We start from the raw sequence: 15691 nt of genomic DNA, 5'->3' as shown, positions 1-15691 counted from the left end.
ACGGGGCCACCGGCGGCGGCTCAGGCGGTGGGCCGTTCCCGGTCGGCGGCCCGGCCCAGGGCCACCATGCGCAGCGTCTCCTCGCGGCGGCGCACCAGCAGCACCCCGGCGAGGAAGGTCACCGCGGGGGTGAGCACCAGCGCTGCCCACTGTGCCGGCACCAGCGGGATGACGTGCCCCATGTGCATCGTGGACGCCGCCCAGCCGGCCAGCGCGGTGTCGATGAGCAGGGCCAGCGCGGCGACCGGCGCCAGCATGACGGCGACACGCCGCCGTACCCCCGGGGCGAGCGTGGCCAGGCTGACCAGGACGGCCAGCCCGGCGACGGCGAACCCGGCCACGTAGAGCCAGACGACGGTCGAACTGCTCGCCTCAAGCTCGTAGAGACGCTGGTAGGACACCGGCCCGGAGGTAAAGGCCGGGCGGGTCGCGCGGTTCAGCGCCAGGAGGGCCACCGCCGCCAGCGGCGCGAGCAGCAACACCGCCAGCCGGCGCGTACCCAGCACCGCCAACGCCCGGCGGGGCGGCGCGGGCACGGTGAGCGCGGCGGCCGCCACCAGGGCGAGCGCGAACTGAGGCAGGGTGTCGATCACATAGCTGGGTTGGCCGGTGATGCCCGGCCCCACCAGCACCAGCCAGCCGACGACCCCGGCCCAGGCGAGTCCGGCCGCGACCCGGCGCAGCCCGATCAGGGCGGCGAGGCCGACCGCCGCCCAACCCGCCACGCGCAGCCAGTCGACCAGATCGGGACCGCCCGGCGCGAGCCGCGGCGGCAGGGACGGGTCCGATACCACCTGTTCGAACAGGCTCTTGCCGGCGGCCGCGAGCAGCAGCAACGCCACCAGGACGCCGGTCACGGCGGCAGCGTCGGCCCAGGCCGGCTCGGTGAACCCCCGTGCGCTCACCCGTAGCCGGGCCCGCAGGCCGGCGCCGATCAGGTTGACCGCGTCCCCGGCGCTCGGGCGGGTCTGGCCGGGCCGCGCGCCGTCGAGGAGGACGGCGAGCATCTCCTCCTCGTACGCCCGGCGGTGTTCCCACGGGTAGACGGCGAGCAGCCGGCGGTAGCGGCGCTCCAGCCCGCCGGCGCTCACGCCGCCGCTCCGCTGCCGAGCCTGATGGTCCGCGTGCTACTCATGCGGCGCCTCCCTCGGGCAGCAGGCCGGCGCGGCGCAGCCGCCGGCCTGCGGCGTCGGCGTTGCGGCGCAGCCGGGCGACCTCGTCGGCGAGCCGGGTCGCGCCCAGCGCGGTGAGCCGGTAGTAGCGGCGCAGCCGGGACTGCACCACCTCCTCGCGGTCGACCTCGATGAGGCCGTCGGCGCGCAGCCGGTCGAGGACGGCATAGAGGGTGCCGGCCCGCAGCTGGACGCGGCCCTCGGAGATGCGTCGCACGTCCTCGATGACGGCGTACCCGTGCTGGGGTGTCTCGGCCAGCGCGGTGAGGACGAGGAACGTGGGTTCCCGCAGTGGACTGTCGCTCATGGCAACAAGGATATACAGATTACCGGTATATGCGCTGTCCCGGTCAGCGCTGCGGTCGGTGCCCGTCCCCCTCGGCCGCCGCGGCGACGCCCTCCGTGGTCGGGCCGAGCGCCTCGGCCGGTTCTGTCCGCCCCGGCCCACCGGGCGCCGCCTGCTCGCGGGTGCGCCGCCCGTACTCCTGGAAGAACTGCAGCAGCTCCACCGGGAACGGCATGACCAGCGTGCTGTTCTTCTCCGCGGCCACGTCCACCACCGTCTGCAGCAACCGCAACTGGTACGCCCCAGGCGTGTTCGCCATCGCCCGCGAGGCGTCGGCGAGCCGGCGGGAGGCCTGGAACTCACCGTCGGCGGCGATCACCCGCGCGCGCCGTTCCCGCTCCGCCTCGGCCTGCCGGGACATCGACCGCTTCATCCCCTCGGGCAGCGACACGTCCTTGACCTCGACCCGCTCGATGAGCAGGCCCCACGGCTTCTCGGTGGGCGCGTCGATGACGGCCTTCAGCTCGGCGTTGATCTTGTCGCGGTCCCGCAGCAGGGTGTCGAGGTCGGCCTTGCCGATCACCGACCGCAGCGCGGTCTGCGCCACCTGGAGCACCGCCGCCGGATAGTCCCGCACGTTGACCAGGGCCTTCACCGGGTCGACCACCCGGTAGTAGACGACCGCGTCGACGGTGAGCGTGACGTTGTCGCGGGTGATGACGCCCTGTGCCGGCACCCCGATCACCGTGGTCTGCATGCTGACCCGCACCATCCGGTCCGCGACCGGGATGATCAGGTGGAACCCGGGTTGGCGGATGCGGTCCAGCACCCGGCCGAAGCGGAACACGACACCGCGCTGGTACTGCTGCACCAGCCGGACGCTCAGCGACAGCACGATCAGCGCGAGCACGACGACGATCACCACTGCGACGATGGCGGCGACTGCCATGGTCCCCCTCAATCCCGGAGGCGCCCGCCTCCCGGCGCCGGGCCTACCCGTTCCGGCGCCGTTCAGTCCTGCCCGATCACGGCGCGGACGCGCCGGGTTCACCCGATCCGGTATGGCGCCGCCGCCGACTCGTCGAACCGCAGCCCGTGCCCGGGCACGGACAGGTCGGGCCGCAGCAGGCCGCCCGGCTCTGGCGTGACCGTGCCCTGGAACAACATCGACTCGATGCGGACGTGGTCGTGGAACCACTCCAGGTGCCGCAGGTTGGGCGTCGCGGCGGCGACGTCGAGGTGCAGGTGCGGGCCGCAGTGGCCGGAGAGCTGGAGGTTGTCCGCGGCGGTCACCGCGGCCACCCGCTGCCACTCGGTGATGCCGCCGCACCGGGACACGTCCACCTGCAGGCAGTCCACCGCGCCGGCCCGCACCATGGCGGCGAAGTACGGCAGGTGATAGCCGTACTCCCCGGCGGCCACGTCGGGCAGGACGGCGTCGCGCACCTGCCGCAGGCCGGCCAGGTCGTCTGAGGAGACCGGCTCCTCGTACCACCGCACGTCCTGGTCGGCCAGCGCCTGCCCCACCCGGATCGCCTGTTTGCGCTGGTAGCCGCCGTTGGCGTCGACGTAGAGCTCGGCGTCCGGGCCGATGATCTGCCGGGCCGTGCCGACCCGGGCCAGGTCGCGTTCGACGCGGGTCCCCCACGACTCGCCGATCTTCATCTTCACCCGCGGGATGCCCTGCTCGTGCACCCAGTGGGTGAACTGGGCCCGTAGTTGTGCCTCGTCGTAGGTGGTGAAGCCGCCGCTGCCGTAGACCGGCACGGTTTCCCTGGCCAGGCCGAGCAGCCGGGCCAGACGGATCCCCAGCAGGCGGGCCTTGAGGTCCCACAGCGCCACGTCGACCGCGGAGATGGCGTAGGCGGCGACGCCGGGGCGGCCCACGTTGCGCACGGCCGCCTGCATGGCCTGGTAGCTGCCGGGGACGTCGAGCGCGTCGCGCCCGGTCACTACCCCGGCCAACAGTTCGGTGACCAGCTCGCCGGCGGCGGCCGCCGCGTACGTCCAGCCGGTGCCCACCTCGCCGCCCGCGCTGACCTGGACCAGCACCAGTGTGGTGGCGCTCCAGGCCGCGGTGCCGTCCCCTTCCGGGGCGTCGGTGGGGATCCGGTACGCCGCGGCGGTCACCCGGTCGAGCACGGAGTCACCCCGCACGGCGGGCCTCCCGACCCGATGGCACGGCAGGACTCCGGTCCACGCGCCGGGAGACCAGGACTGCGGAGGTGATGCGCTGCATGGATCGGAGATACCGCGGATCGCCGGAAGCAAACCCGCCGGCGCCCGCCCCCGGCGTCGCCCGACGGGCTACCGCCCTGCTGGAATGATGGCGGGATGCAATCACCCGCCGGCGACAGCGAAACGGCGGCCGTCGAGGCGCTGATGGCGGCCAGCCGCGCGTTCGTGGGCCTCGCCGCCCGCTCGCTGGCCGGCCTCGACGCCGAGGTCACCCTGCCGCAGTTTCGGGCGTTGGTCGTGCTGGCCACCCGGGGACCCCAGCGCGCCGTCGACATCTCCGCCGAACTCCAGGTCGCCCCGTCGACCGGCACGCGGATGTGTGACCGTCTGATCCGCAAGGGCCTGGTCCGCCGGTCCCGCTCCAGCAGCGACCGCCGGGTGGTGCGGCTGCGGCTCACCCCCGCCGGGCTGGCCCTGGTGCAGGAGGTGATCCGTCGGCGGCGCGCGGAGCTGTCTCGGATCGTCGCCGCGACCTCGGCGTACTGGCAGCCGACGGTGACCGAGGCGCTGACCGCGTTCGCCACGGCGGCGGGTGAGCTGCCCGAGCAGGAGTGGTGGCTGGGCTTCGCCGCGGTGGACAGCCCGGCGGAGGCCGAGGCCTGACCGCGCCGCCTACCGGTTATGCGTCAGGGCCTGGCCGAGATGCTGGCACAGTGCAATGATGGCTGTATGCAAGCGACGGTGTGACGGCACCGACGAGCGTCACGACCAGTGACGGGAGGCACGCCATGGACCGCGACGGACGCCACGAGGTCGCCCGGATCGACGACACGGTCACCCCGGACACCCTGCACGAACGGGCCGAGCGGGTCGCCGTGCCGGACTTCGACTACCTCACCCAGTTCATCGAGGCGGTCGCGGACGGGCTCACCCCGCACCCTTCCAGCCCGACCAGGCGAGGTTGACCCAGCCGCCACCCCGGCCGGTGGGCATCGGCCAGGGCGGCCGGGCGGAGTGAGCTGCGCTCAGGCGGCGTAGCGGGCGGCGAGGTCGACGACCCGGCGGGCGGCGGCCACCATCGCCCGGTCGGCGAACCGCCCGTCGGGCAGCACCACGGTGCCGGAGTCGCGGGTCTGCGCCTCGGCGACGGCGGCGAGCAGTTCCCGGGCCCGGGCCACCTCGCGCTCGGCCGGGCGGAACGCCGCGGCGATGACCCGGAGCTGTCGTGGGTGGATGGCCGTCCTTCCGAGGAAGCCGAGCCGCCGGCCGGCGGCGCAGGAGGCAGCCAGCCCGTCGAGGTCGGCGACGTTCGCATACACCGACATGGCCGGCGGCGGCAACGCGGCGGCGCGGGCCGCGACGACGATCCGGCCGCGGGCCCAGAGCAGGCCGTCGTCGTCGCCGACGCCCAGGTCGGAGCGGAGGTCGGCCTCGCCGAGGCCGAGCGAGGCCACCGCCGGGTGGGCGGCGGCGATCCGGTACGCGGACTCCAGCCCCACGGCGGACTCGATCAGCGGGTGCAGCGGGGTGTCGACCCGGGCGGCGACGGCGGCGACGGCCGCCGGGGACTCCACCTTGGGCAGGCGCAGGCCGGCCAGCCCCGATCTACCGGCGACGGCGGCCAGGTCGGCGTCGACGTCCGGGCCGGTCAGCTCGTTGACCCGCACCTGGACCGGCACCGGCGACGGTTCGGCGAGGAACTCGGCGACGGCGTCCCGGGCGTACGCCTTGCGGCCGGCGACGACGGCGTCCTCCAGGTCGAGGATGACCGCGTCGGCGCCGGAGGCGACCGCCTTGGCGAACCGGTCCGGCCGGTCGCCGGGCACGTAGAGCCAGGTCAGCAGCATCAGATCACGCCCCGCTCGCGCAGCGCGGCCAGGTCCGCGTCGGTCAGGCCGAGCGCCCGGAACACCTCGTCGGTGTCCTGGCCGTGCCGCCGGCCGGCGTGCCGGATCTCGCCGGGCGTGGCCGACATCCGGAATGGGACGTTCTGCATGCGGACCTCGCCGAGGTCCTCGTCGGGGACGGCGACCACGGTGCCGAGCGCCGCGTACTGCGGGTCGGCGAGGATGTCCCGGACATCGTAGACGGGCGCGACGGCCGCCTGGGCCGCCTCGAACGCGGCCACCACCTCGTCCCGGTCCCGTTGTGCCACCCAGCCGGCGACGACGGCGTCGAGTTCGTCGGCGTGCGCGGCCCGGCCGCTGCCGGTGGCGAACCAGGGCTCGTCGACCAGCTCGGGGTGGCCGACGAGGCGGATGACCCGCTCGGCGATGCTCTGCGCGCTGGTGGAGACGGCCACCCAGCGGCCGTCCGCGCACCGGTAGGTGTTGCGCGGGGCGTTGTTGTTGGACCGGTTGCCGAGCCGGGGCTGCACGTAGCCGAGTTGGTCGTACCAGGTGATCTGCGGGCCGAGCATCGCCATGATCGGTTCGATGATGGCCAGGTCGACCACCTGGCCCCGGCCGGTCAGGTCGCGGCCACGCAGGGCCAGCATGACCGCGTACGCGGCGGCGAGCGCGGTGACCGAATCGGCCAGGCCGAACGGCGGCAGGGTGGGCGGCCCGTCGGGTTCCCCGGTGGCGGCGGCGAAGCCGCTCATCGCCTCGGCGAGCGTGCCGAACCCGGGCCGGGGTGCGTAGGGGCCGACCTGGCCGAAGCCGCTGATCCGGGCGATCACCAGGCGTGGGTTGACCGCGTGCAGGGCGTCCGGGCCGAGGCCCCAGCGTTCCAGGGTGCCGGGGCGGAAGTTCTCCACCAGCACGTCGGCGTCGGCGAGCAGCCGGCGCAGCAATTCGGCGCCCTGCGGGTCGGACAGGTTGAGCGTGACGGTGCGCTTGTTGCGGCCGAGCACCTTCCACCAGAGGCCGACGCCGTCCTTGGCCGGGCCGTGCCCGCGGGACGGGTCGGGCTTGGCCGGGTGCTCGACCTTGACCACGTCGGCGCCGAAGTCGCCGAGGAAGGCGGCGGCGAGCGGGCCGGCGAAGAGGGTGGCCAGGTCGACCACCTTGACGCCGTGCAGCGGGGCGGGCGCGGTCATGGCGTTCCCTTCGCCGGGTCGACGGCGGCGAGGAACACGTCGCCGTTGCCGAGGGCGGCGCCACCGGTGGGCGTGCCGGCGGTGCGGCCGCTGACCAGCAGCCGGCCGTCGGGGGCGAGGGTGGCGTAGACGTTCTCCTCGCCGAACGGGTCGGCCGCGTCGTCGCGGGCGGTGCCGTACTGCGCGACGGCGAGCTGCCGGCCGCGGGCGTCGAGGCGCAGGGTGAGCACGTCCGCCCCGCCGGCCGGCACGCCGAGCGTGCTGCCGGTGAAGCCGACCACCGCGAGCGAGCCGTCGGCCAGGGCCAGGACGTCGGTGCCGGCGTCCGCGCCGCGCCCGCCGGTGACGGTCCGCCAGCGCTCTGCGCCCTTGCTGGTGTACGCGACGGTCAGCACGTCGCCGGCGGTGGCGCCGGTGGCCACGACCTGCCCGGCGCCGGTGACGGTGACGCCGCCGAGCAGGTCGTCCCCGTCGCCGCCGGCGACGGTGAGCCAGTCGCGGGTGCCGTCGGGGGTGAACCGGGCGAGCCAGCCGTCGGCGCCGCCGAGCGGGGTGGTGCCGGGCAGGGCGGCGGAGGTGCCGCCGGCGACGTAGACGCCGTCGGGGCCGACGGCGACGGCGTACGCCTTGTCCTCGCCGGGTCCGCCGAACTGGCGGGTCCAGGCGAGCGTGCCGTCCGGGGCGATCCGGGCGAGCAGGGCGTCCTTGTCGCCGGCGTTGGTGCCGCCGAACGCGCCGCTGGTGTAGCCGGCGACGTACGCGCCACCGTCCGGTGCGGCGGCGAGGGCGTAGAAGCGGTCGGCCTTGGCCGGGTCACCGGCCTGGGTGAGCCAGGCGCGCTGCCCGGTGGCGGTCAGTTTCGCCACGAACCCGTCGTCCGCCGGGCTGCCCGGGTGCCGGCCGTCGAGGTCGCCGCGGGTGTAGCCGGCGGTGAGGACGCTGCCGTCGGGCAGCGGCACGGTCCCGTAGAGCCGGTCGTTGGCGGCGGTGCCGAACTGGGCGGTCCAGCGGGCGGTGGTGCGGTCCGCGGCGACCCGGGTGACCACGGCGTCGAGGCCGCCGGCGTACGGCTGGCCGGCGACACTGCCGGACGCCGCGTAGCCGAGGGTGACGTCGCCGTCGGGGTGGGCGGCGACCCCGCCGGCCCAGTCCGCGCCGGGGGTGCCGTGCAGCGGGGCGGGCAGCCCGGCGGGCGGGGTGACGCTGAGGGTGGCGGCGAGCTGGGTGAGACCGGCGACGAAGGCGGGGCGCCAGACGTCCCAGTCGTGCCCGCCGTCGAGGACGCGGAACTCGGCGGCGATGCCGTCGGTGCGCCGGACGGTGTTGTAGAGGGTGGCGGCCTCGTAGTCGAGGTCGTGGACGGCGTCGGCCGGGTCCGGGTTGGGCCATTCGTCGTCGCCGACGGCGATGAACATCCGGACCGGGGATTCCGGGTCGACGCCGGGGAGCAGGGCCGGGTAGTTCAGCCGCCGGTAGACGTCGTCGGAGAAGAGCTGGTCGCCGGCGCCGAAGGCGCCGAACTCGCGGGCCGAGGAGTCGGCCGGCGGCAGCGGCTGGTAGACGGCGGGGCTGAGCACCAGCGCGTTGGCGAAGAGGTCCTGGTGGGCGAGGGCGTAGCGCAGCGCGCCCGCGCCGCCCATCGAGTAGCCGCCGATGAGCCGGGCGTTCCGGTGCGCGGCGGTGCGGTAGGTGGCGTCGACGTGGGTGACGAGGTCGCGGGTGAGCGCGGTTTCCACGGGGCGGCCCGGGTTGTCGGCGCCGGTGTACGCGGAGTCGACGTACCAGCTGCCGCGGCTGCTCCACGGGGCGTCGGGCAGCACGGCGATCATCGGTGGCACCTGCCGGTCGGCGATCAGCCGGTCGAGGTTCGACTTGATGCGGGTCCACGCCTGCATGGTGTCGCCGCGCCCGTGCAGCAGGTACAGCACCGGGTAGCGGGTGGCGGCCTGCGCGGGGTCGCGGTAGCCGTATGGGAGGTAGACGGTGTAGTCGATGCTGTCGCCGAGGGCCGGCGAGGGCGCGGTGGCGGTGCTGAGGGTGCCGGCGGGATCCTTGGCGGCGACGGCGGTCTCCGGCGCCAGGCCGGTGAGCCCGACGGCGGCCAGCAGGGCGACGAGGATGGCGCCGGTGCGCCACGTTCTGCTCATCGGGGGGCTCCTTCGGCGGGCAGGTCGGCGGCGCAGCGGAAGCCGATCGAGTCGGAGCGGGTGAGGCCGGCGCCGGTGAGCAGCAGCTTCACCGACACCTCGGGCGGTTGGGGGCCGCCGTCGAGATACCAGTCGGAGCCTTCCGCGCGGTACGCGCAGCCGCCCTTGAGGATGACGAACCGGGTACGCCCGTCGGAGTGTTCACTTTCGGTCAGGTTCCAGACCAGGGGTGCTCGGCGCGCGAGCAGTCCCGCCTCGGCGGCGGCCTGCCATTCGTCCTCGGTGGGCAGCCGCAGGCCGGCCCAGTCGGCGTACGCGCGGGCGTCGGCGAGGTCGACGCCGGTGACCGGGGCGTCGGCGGGTCCCTGCCCGGCGGTGAACCGTTCCGGCCGGACCGGCCGGTAGCCGGTGGCGGCGAGGAAGCGGGCGTACTGGCCGTGGGTGACCTCGTGGGTGTCGATGGCGAAGCGGCCGAGCCGGACCGGGCGGCGCAGGGTGCCGGTGTGGTGCAGTCGGGGCGGCAGGGGCTTCCACTCGTCGACGTAGGGGGCTTCGCCGTACAGGCCGGTCTCCCGGACGCGGTGGCGGACGGTCAGCTCGTGGTGGCCGCCGTCGACGCAGGCCATGCCGCCGGGCAGGGCCGCGAGGGGCGACCACGGGGTGCGGGTACGCACGGCGGCGCGGGCCGGGAAGGACGGGTCACCGGTCGGCGGCTCGTGCCGGTCGACGGGGGTGTCGGTGGTGACCACCGCGGCGATCGCCCCGGCGGGCAGCGGCCCGCCGACGGCGACCCGCCCGTCCTCGAGTGCGGTGACGGTCAGCTCGGCGCCGGTGACCAGGTCGACGAAGCGGCCGGGCCGGGGCTCGGTGAGCAGCCAGGGGCCGTCGTGGTCGGCGCCCCGGTTGACCACCGTCCACAGGGGCTGGCCGTCGTGGGTCCAGCGGGACGCGTACACCTGGCCGGTGCCCGGGTGATCGGCGAGCGGGACCCAGTCCTCGGCGCGCAGCCACGCCGCGTGGCTGGCCTGCACCCGCCGCATGGCGCGCAGCACGGCCTTGTCCCGGTCGTTCCAGCCGACCCAGACGCCGAAGACGCTCTCCCAGACCAGCACGCCGCAGCCGTTGAGCCAGGCGGAGTGCAGCTCGTCGAGGTGGCTGCGGTGCCAGCGACGGGTGTGGTGCAGGATGTGCCGCCGCTCGAACCACTTTGCCCGCAGCACGCCGGGCACGTCGGAGTCGGCGAACCATTGCGCCCAGGACATGGCGTGGTCGGCGATCCGGGCCAGCGGCACCCGGCTCTCACCCTCCAGGACCAGGCCGGGGCGGACCGCGTCAAGGGTCTTGCGCAGCTCGCCGGCGCCCTCCTTGAGGGTGTCCAGGAAGACCCCGTCGACGCCGAGGGCGGCGGCCAGCGCGGCGACCTCCTCGGCGTCGGTGCCGGGCCGCCGCCTGGTGCCGGTGTCCCAGGGGTTGTAGTCGACGAACATCCGGACGCCGTGGGCCTGGAACTGGCGAACCACGTCGGGCAGTTCGGGGACGTCCCGGTACCAGTCGAACTGGTTGCGCGCGTCCAGCCCGATCACCGGGTACGCGTGCCAGAGGACCACTCCGTCGAAGCCGCCGAAGTCGCGCCGCGCCGCGTCGAGAAACGCGTCCACGGTGAACTCGCCCCGGTCGTGGTCGTAGAGGGTCTCGTCCCACAGCCAGGCGAGGCAGACGGTGAAGCAGTCGCCGGTGATGCCGTCGTAGTGCTCGCCGGTGTAGGCGAGCCGGGCCCGGGCGTCGGCCCGCCAGCGGGTGAGCTGGTCGCGCCAGGCGGGCCAGTCGGCGGGGTGGCCCGGGGCGGCGAAGATCTTCGCCTCGTCGAGGGTGGCCAGGTCGGCGTGCGCCCCGAGCGGCACCTCGGTGGGCCGGTCGATGGGGCGCGGGACGTACGGGTTGAAGCTCACGCCGCCGCCTCCCTGCGGTCGGCGCCGGCGCGAGGCTCCACCGCACTGAGTTTGCTGGTTCGCTCGCTACGCTCGTTCACTCTTCCGCTCCGTAGGTCGCGGCGTGCAGGGTGTCGATGGCGGCCCGGTCGGGCAGCGCGGTGGACGCGCCGGGGCGTTGGGCGCAGGCCGCCCCGGCGGCGCAGGCCCAGCGCAGGACGGCCGGCGCGGTGGCGGCGGTGAGTGCGCCGCCGCATTCGGCGAGGGCGACCGCGAGGGCACCGGTGAACGCGTCGCCGGCCGCGGTGGTGTCGACCGCCTCGATCGCCGGCGCGGGCACCTGCAGGCGGGTACCGTGCCGGTCGGCGTAGGCGGCACCCCGGGCGCCGAGGGTCAGCACCACCCGGGGTACCAGGGCCACCAGCGCGTCGAGCAGGGCGGCGGGCTCGTCGATGAACATCCCGGCGACGACGGCCGCCTCGTGTTCGTTCACCACCAGCACGTCGACGAGGTCGAGCAGCTCCTCGGGGAGCGGGCGGGCCGGGGCGGCGTTGAGCACCACGGTGGTGGCGTCGGCGCGGGCCCGGTCGGCGGCCTGGGTGACGGCCGCCAGCGGCACCTCGAGCTGGAGCAGCAGCACGTCGGCCGCGCCCACCGCCGCCCGGTCGGCGGGGTGCAGGTCGGTCAGGGTGGCGTTGGCGCCGGGCGCGACGACGATGCAGTTCTCCGCGGCGTGGTCGACGGCGATCAGCGCGACGCCCGAGGGCCCGTCGACGGTGCGCAGGCCGCGCACGTCCACGCCCGCGGCGGTCAGGTTGTCCCGCAGCTGCGCCCCGAAGTCGTCGGCGCCGACCGCGCCGACGAAGGCGCAGTCCGCGCCGGCCCGGGCGGCGGCGACCGCCTGGTTGGCGCCCTTGCCGCCGGGCACGGTGCGGAAGCCGTCACCGAGCACCGTTTCACCGGGCCTGGGCAACTGCGGTGCGGTCACCACCAGATCCAGGTTGGCGCTGCCCACCACGACCACCCGCGGGCTCACGCCGCCGCTCCGCTTCGCTCCGCGGCGGCGCGAGGCGCCCCGCTACTGAGCCTGATGGTTCGCTCGCTCCGCTCGCTCACGGCGCACTCCGGTGGGCCAGGGCGAGCGTCCGGCCGGCCAGCTCGTCGAAGCGGACGCCGTCGAAGCCGGCGATGCTGCTGGCCAGGCGGTTGCGCAGCGGGTCGACCCAGCGCCCGGGCAGGGCGGACGCGCCGGTGAGCGCCCCGGTGACCGCCCCGACGGTGGCGCCGGTGGAGTCGGTGTCCCAGCCGCCGGAGACCACGGCGCAGATGGACCGTTCCAGGTCGCCGCGCCCGTACGCGAGGGCCGCGGCGACCAGGGCGGCGTTGTTGCGGACGTGCACCCAGTGCAGGTGCCCGTGCCGGGCGTAGAGGGTGTCCACAATGTGCTCCCAGTCGTCGGTGCCCGCGCCGAGGGCGCGTGCCTCCCGGATCGCGGCGGTGAACCGGCTGTCCGGGGGCAGCACGGACTCGCCCGCGTCCAGCACCTCGTCGACGCTGGTGGCGACCGGTGCCGCCGCGGCGAGGGCGGCCACCCAGATCGCCCCGTACGCGCCGGCCCGGACGTGGCTGACGGCGGCGTCCCGCCAGGCCGCCTCGGCGGCGCGGTCGGGGCGGCCGGGGTTGGTCCAGCCGTACACGTCGGTGCGGATCTGGGCGCCGATCCACTCCCGGAACGGGTTGTGCCGGCGGGCGGTCCGCGGCGGGGTGAGGCCGAGCAGCAGGTTGCGGTAGGCGACCCGTTCGGCGGTGAAGACCCGCCCGGCGGGCAGCCAGTCCAGCCAGGCCTGCGCCACGTCGGCGCTGGTGAAGTCCGGCCCGTACGTCTCCAGGATGCGCAGCGCGAGCAGCGCGAAGTTGAGGTCGTCGTCCTCGGGCATGCCGGCGATGTTCTCGGCCAGGCTGGTGGGGGCGCTGCGCCGGTTCCACGGCCAGCGGGCGGCGACGTCGGCTGGCAGCCCCTGCGCGGTGAACCACCCGCGCAGGGGCCACCGGCCGGTGGCGGAGAGGATCTCCCGGATCCCGTGACGGGGGATCTTCTCCACCGGCTTGCCGAGCAGGCAGCCGGCGGCCCTGCCGAGCCAGGCGCCGTGCAGCCGGTCCCGCTCGACCGTGGTTGGCAGGTGCCAGGCGCTCGGCCAGGTCGCGCGGACCGCGTCGAGGTCGTCGGGCTCGTGCGCGGTGTCCGGTCCGGGCCGCGCGTCGGCGGCGTCGAGCAGGTCGACGGCGAGGGCGCGCAGCCGCGGCGACGCCGGCACGGGCGAGGCGCCGCTGACCGGGGCGGTGACGTCACCACCTGCCGCCGCCCACCGGTCGGCGAGGTCGGTGACGTCGCGGCCCTCGTCGCGGCTCGCGGCCAGCTCGTGCGGCAGCAGGTCCTCCGGCTGCACCCAGGTCAGCCGGAGCCCGTCGCTCATGCCAGACCGCCGAAGCGTTCGGCGCGGCGGGCGAACCGCTCCCGGTCGCGGTCGAAGACCTCGGTGGCCACCTGGGCGAGGACCCGGGCGGGCTCGACCAGGTCGGTGCGGGACGCGGAGGCGACCGCCTGCGACCACTCGGCCGGCACGGCCGCGGCGCCGCCGAGGGCCCCGGCGATCGCACCGGCCATGGTGGCGGTGGAGTCGGCGTCGCGGCCGTAGTTGACCGCACCCAGCACCGCCGCCCGGTAGTCGCCGCCGGCCACCACCAGCATGCCCAGCGCCACCGGCAGTTCCTCGATGGCGTGCAGCCGGCTGGGCCGGCGGGCGCCCAGGCCCGGGTTGCGGTACTCCTCCCCCACCGTGTCGTAGGGCGCGACGGCGGCGCGCAGCGCGGGGATGGCCGCCTTCCAGTCGTCGTACCCGCGGGCCTCCTTGACCACCGCGTCGACGGCGGCGCGGGTGCCGTCGCGGGCCAGGTCGAGGGCCGCGGCGATCACGTCGTCGACGCCCGCGCTGGGTGCCGCGGCGGCGGCGACCGCGGCGGCGAAGACCGCCGCGGCCTCCCGCCCGTAGCTGTGCTGGTGTGCCCCGGTGAGCTCCACCGCCTCGGCGTACGCCCCGGCCGGGTCGCCTGCGTTGACGATGCCGACCGGGGCCACGTACATGGCGGCGCCGCAGTTGACGATGTTGCCCACGCCGGCCTCGCGGGGGTCGGCGTGCGCGTGGTGCAGGCGGGTGACCAGCCACCGTTCGGCCGCGGCCAGCCGGTGGAAGGTCACCCCCTCCCGCTCCAGGTCCGGGAGGTACACCACCCGCTCGATCAGGTCGGGGACGAGCAGTTCCGCCACGTCGTACGCGTCGAGGTGGTCCCGTTTGGCCGCGTACGCGCGGACCAGGGCGTGGGTCATCAGTGTGTCGTCGGTGATGTGCCCGTCGCCCTTGTGGTACGGCGCGAGTGGCCGCGCGGTGGCCCAGTCGGCGTGGTACGGGGGCACGATCCCCTCGACCCAGCCGCCGAAGCGGGCGCGGATCTGCTCCGGCAGGGCTGTCTCGGTGGCCCCGCCGAGGGCGTCGCCCACCGCGGCGCCGACGAGGCAGCCGACCGACTTGTCGAGCAAGAGTGACATGGTTACCTCAGCACCTGCTTGCCCCCGTCGACCAGCTGCGTGCCGAGCTGGTCCAGGGTGATCTTGTTGGCGAAGTACTGCTGCAGCGCCGGGGTGGCGTACTTGGTCTTCCACTCCGGGTAGCCGTCGACCTTCTGGAACGGCGCGACGGTCAGGTCGGCGGCGCTGTCCGCGGCGACGTCCCAGCCCTGCTTGCCGCCGGTGGCCTTGACCAGCTCCTGGTTGGCCTGCTTGCCGGTGGGCACCAGCCAGTCGCCCTTGGCGAGGGTGGCCATGTTGGTGGGGTTGAGGAACCACTCCAGGAACTGCGCGGCCTGCTTCTTGTGCTTGCTGTCCTCGGAGATGGACAGCGTCTGCGGGTTGGCGGCCTGCTTGCTGGACAGCCCCTTGATCGGCGGGAGGGTCACCCACTCGAAGCCGGCGGGGGCCTGCTCGACCATCTGCTGGCGCAGCGAGACCGAGCCGGGGAGCATGGCGTACTTGCCGCCGAAGAAGCCGGGCAGGGTGTCCGCGCCGCTCATGCCGAGCGCCTCTGGGGAGGCGGACTTGGCGGTGTAGAGCATGTCGTGGATCCGCTTGGGCACCTCCTTCTCCGGGTCGCCGACCTTGACCTCGGTCTTGCCGCCGTCGGTGTAGAAGAACTTGCCGTCGTAGTTCAACGCCAGGTTCATCACCCGGTTGGTCGGCGACTTCAGCGCCCAGGCCACGCCGTACTGGCCGGGCTTGGTGAGCTTCTGCGCGTTGGCCTGGAACTCGTCCCAGGTCCAGCCGCCGTCGGCCGGCGGGACGGTGACGCCGGCGGCGTCGAGCAGCTTCTTGTTGGCGATGACGACCTGCGACTCCAGCAGGAACGGCACTCCGGTGACCTTGCCGTCGAACGTGACGGTGTCCCAGACGCCCTGGTCGATCTGGCCCTTGAAGTCGTCGCTGAGCAGCTTCGAGACGTCGGTCAGGTAGCCCTGCTTGGTGAACTCGCCGATGGCGGAGGCCTCGTAGTGCACGATGTCGGCGGCGTCGCCGCCCTCGAACGAGGTGACCAACTGGTCGTGGATCGAGTTCCAGTCGCCCTGGACGTACTCGACCTGGATGTCCGCGTGTTCGCTGTTCCACTTGGCGACCAGGTCCTTGTTGGCCTGCAGCGACTCCTTCTGCCAGGCCAGGCTGAGGAAGCGCAGCTTGACCGGGCCGGACGACGCCTTGTCCTCGCCGCCGCCGTCACCGCAGGCGGTGAGGGCGCCGAGGCCGACGACCGCGACCGCGGTGGCCGCGGCGAGCCGACGGAATCTGCTTCGGAGCATGGGGGGGTTCCTCCTTGGTGGTGGGTGGGGGGATGGGG

The 15691-nt window shown here is 74.8% G+C and carries 14 protein-coding genes; 2 read left to right on the top strand and 12 right to left on the bottom strand.

Annotation, left to right across the window (positions count from 1 at the left end):
* Window positions 1–20: 20 nt before the first annotated feature.
* The 4 genes from ACGF4F_RS24165 to ACGF4F_RS24150 form a co-directional block, all read right to left on the bottom strand.
* A complete protein-coding gene (locus tag ACGF4F_RS24165; protein WP_393080436.1) occupies window positions 21–1091 on the bottom strand; it encodes a hypothetical protein in 1071 nt (356 codons plus the stop codon).
* Window positions 1092–1131: 40 nt separating this feature from the next.
* Window positions 1132–1479 carry a PadR family transcriptional regulator gene (locus ACGF4F_RS24160; RefSeq protein WP_357440338.1) on the bottom strand — a complete coding sequence of 116 codons (348 nt, stop codon included), beginning with the start codon at window positions 1477–1479 and terminating at the stop codon, window positions 1132–1134.
* Between the two features lie 43 nt (window positions 1480–1522).
* A complete protein-coding gene (locus ACGF4F_RS24155) occupies window positions 1523–2407 on the bottom strand; it encodes an SPFH domain-containing protein (protein WP_357440341.1) in 885 nt (294 codons plus the stop codon).
* A gap of 98 nt (window positions 2408–2505) precedes the next feature.
* Window positions 2506–3615, bottom strand: a complete 1110-nt coding sequence (locus ACGF4F_RS24150) for an enolase C-terminal domain-like protein (protein ID WP_357440343.1) — start codon at window positions 3613–3615, stop codon at window positions 2506–2508.
* A 177-nt stretch (window positions 3616–3792) separates the two neighbouring features.
* On the opposite strand from ACGF4F_RS24150, the gene ACGF4F_RS24145 reads away from it, so the two are divergent.
* On the top strand, window positions 3793–4299 hold the full coding sequence (locus ACGF4F_RS24145; protein ID WP_393080431.1) for a MarR family winged helix-turn-helix transcriptional regulator: 507 nt from the start codon (window positions 3793–3795) through the stop codon (window positions 4297–4299).
* Window positions 4300–4424: 125 nt separating this feature from the next.
* Window positions 4425–4601: a hypothetical protein gene (locus tag ACGF4F_RS24140; RefSeq protein WP_357440349.1), complete on the top strand. Its 177-nt coding sequence runs from the start codon at window positions 4425–4427 to the stop codon at window positions 4599–4601.
* 60 nt (window positions 4602–4661) lie between these two features.
* On the opposite strand, the gene ACGF4F_RS24135 is transcribed toward ACGF4F_RS24140, so the two are convergent.
* The 8 genes from ACGF4F_RS24135 to ACGF4F_RS24100 form a co-directional block, all read right to left on the bottom strand.
* A complete protein-coding gene (locus ACGF4F_RS24135; protein WP_357440352.1) occupies window positions 4662–5483 on the bottom strand; it encodes a CoA ester lyase in 822 nt (273 codons plus the stop codon).
* The gene (locus ACGF4F_RS24130) at window positions 5483–6676 is read right to left on the bottom strand and encodes a CoA transferase (RefSeq protein ID WP_357440355.1); all 1194 of its coding nucleotides are present in this window, start codon (window positions 6674–6676) and stop codon (window positions 5483–5485) included. Before ACGF4F_RS24130 ends, ACGF4F_RS24135 begins: the two co-directional genes overlap by 1 nt.
* Complete coding sequence (locus ACGF4F_RS24125; protein ID WP_357440358.1) at window positions 6673–8823, bottom strand: alpha/beta hydrolase-fold protein; 2151 nt, start codon at window positions 8821–8823, stop codon at window positions 6673–6675. Before ACGF4F_RS24125 ends, ACGF4F_RS24130 begins: the two co-directional genes overlap by 4 nt.
* Window positions 8820–10772, bottom strand: a complete 1953-nt coding sequence (locus ACGF4F_RS24120; RefSeq protein WP_357440361.1) for a formylglycine-generating enzyme family protein — start codon at window positions 10770–10772, stop codon at window positions 8820–8822. The genes ACGF4F_RS24125 and ACGF4F_RS24120 overlap by 4 nt, the downstream gene beginning before the upstream one ends.
* 76 nt (window positions 10773–10848) lie before the next feature.
* Window positions 10849–11787 (bottom strand): ribokinase, encoded by a 939-nt coding sequence (locus ACGF4F_RS24115; protein WP_357440364.1) that lies wholly within the window; start codon window positions 11785–11787, stop codon window positions 10849–10851.
* Between the two features lie 76 nt (window positions 11788–11863).
* Complete coding sequence (locus ACGF4F_RS24110; protein ID WP_357440366.1) at window positions 11864–13225, bottom strand: ADP-ribosylglycohydrolase family protein; 1362 nt, start codon at window positions 13223–13225, stop codon at window positions 11864–11866.
* Entirely contained in the window at window positions 13222–14355 is a 1134-nt protein-coding gene (locus ACGF4F_RS24105; protein WP_393080424.1) for an ADP-ribosylglycohydrolase family protein, read from the bottom strand. The genes ACGF4F_RS24110 and ACGF4F_RS24105 overlap by 4 nt, the downstream gene beginning before the upstream one ends.
* A gap of 2 nt (window positions 14356–14357) precedes the next feature.
* Window positions 14358–15653 (bottom strand): sugar ABC transporter substrate-binding protein, encoded by a 1296-nt coding sequence (locus tag ACGF4F_RS24100; protein WP_357440372.1) that lies wholly within the window; start codon window positions 15651–15653, stop codon window positions 14358–14360.
* Window positions 15654–15691 lie beyond the last annotated feature (38 nt).

It is taken from the genome of Micromonospora sp. NPDC047740, from assembly GCF_043204735.1.
In the GTDB taxonomy this organism is placed as follows: domain Bacteria; phylum Actinomycetota; class Actinomycetes; order Mycobacteriales; family Micromonosporaceae; genus Micromonospora.
Note: the sequence above shows the minus strand (reverse complement) of the source record. Positions and strands in the feature narration are given on the sequence as shown.

What these genes read in the sequence shown, in the direction of transcription:
- ACGF4F_RS24160 (WP_357440338.1), bottom strand. Translation starts at nt 1,479, where the DNA reads ATGAGCGACAGTCCACTGCGGGAACCCACGTTCCTCGTCCTCACCGCG.
- ACGF4F_RS24155 (WP_357440341.1), bottom strand. Translation starts at nt 2,407, where the DNA reads ATGGCAGTCGCCGCCATCGTCGCAGTGGTGATCGTCGTCGTGCTCGCG.
- ACGF4F_RS24145 (WP_393080431.1), top strand. Translation starts at nt 3,793, where the DNA reads ATGCAATCACCCGCCGGCGACAGCGAAACGGCGGCCGTCGAGGCGCTG.
- ACGF4F_RS24140 (WP_357440349.1), top strand. Translation starts at nt 4,425, where the DNA reads ATGGACCGCGACGGACGCCACGAGGTCGCCCGGATCGACGACACGGTC.
- ACGF4F_RS24135 (WP_357440352.1), bottom strand. Translation starts at nt 5,483, where the DNA reads ATGCTGCTGACCTGGCTCTACGTGCCCGGCGACCGGCCGGACCGGTTC.
- ACGF4F_RS24130 (WP_357440355.1), bottom strand. Translation starts at nt 6,676, where the DNA reads ATGACCGCGCCCGCCCCGCTGCACGGCGTCAAGGTGGTCGACCTGGCC.
- ACGF4F_RS24125 (WP_357440358.1), bottom strand. Translation starts at nt 8,823, where the DNA reads ATGAGCAGAACGTGGCGCACCGGCGCCATCCTCGTCGCCCTGCTGGCC.
- ACGF4F_RS24110 (WP_357440366.1), bottom strand. Translation starts at nt 13,225, where the DNA reads ATGAGCGACGGGCTCCGGCTGACCTGGGTGCAGCCGGAGGACCTGCTG.
- ACGF4F_RS24105 (WP_393080424.1), bottom strand. Translation starts at nt 14,355, where the DNA reads ATGTCACTCTTGCTCGACAAGTCGGTCGGCTGCCTCGTCGGCGCCGCG.
- ACGF4F_RS24100 (WP_357440372.1), bottom strand. Translation starts at nt 15,653, where the DNA reads ATGCTCCGAAGCAGATTCCGTCGGCTCGCCGCGGCCACCGCGGTCGCG.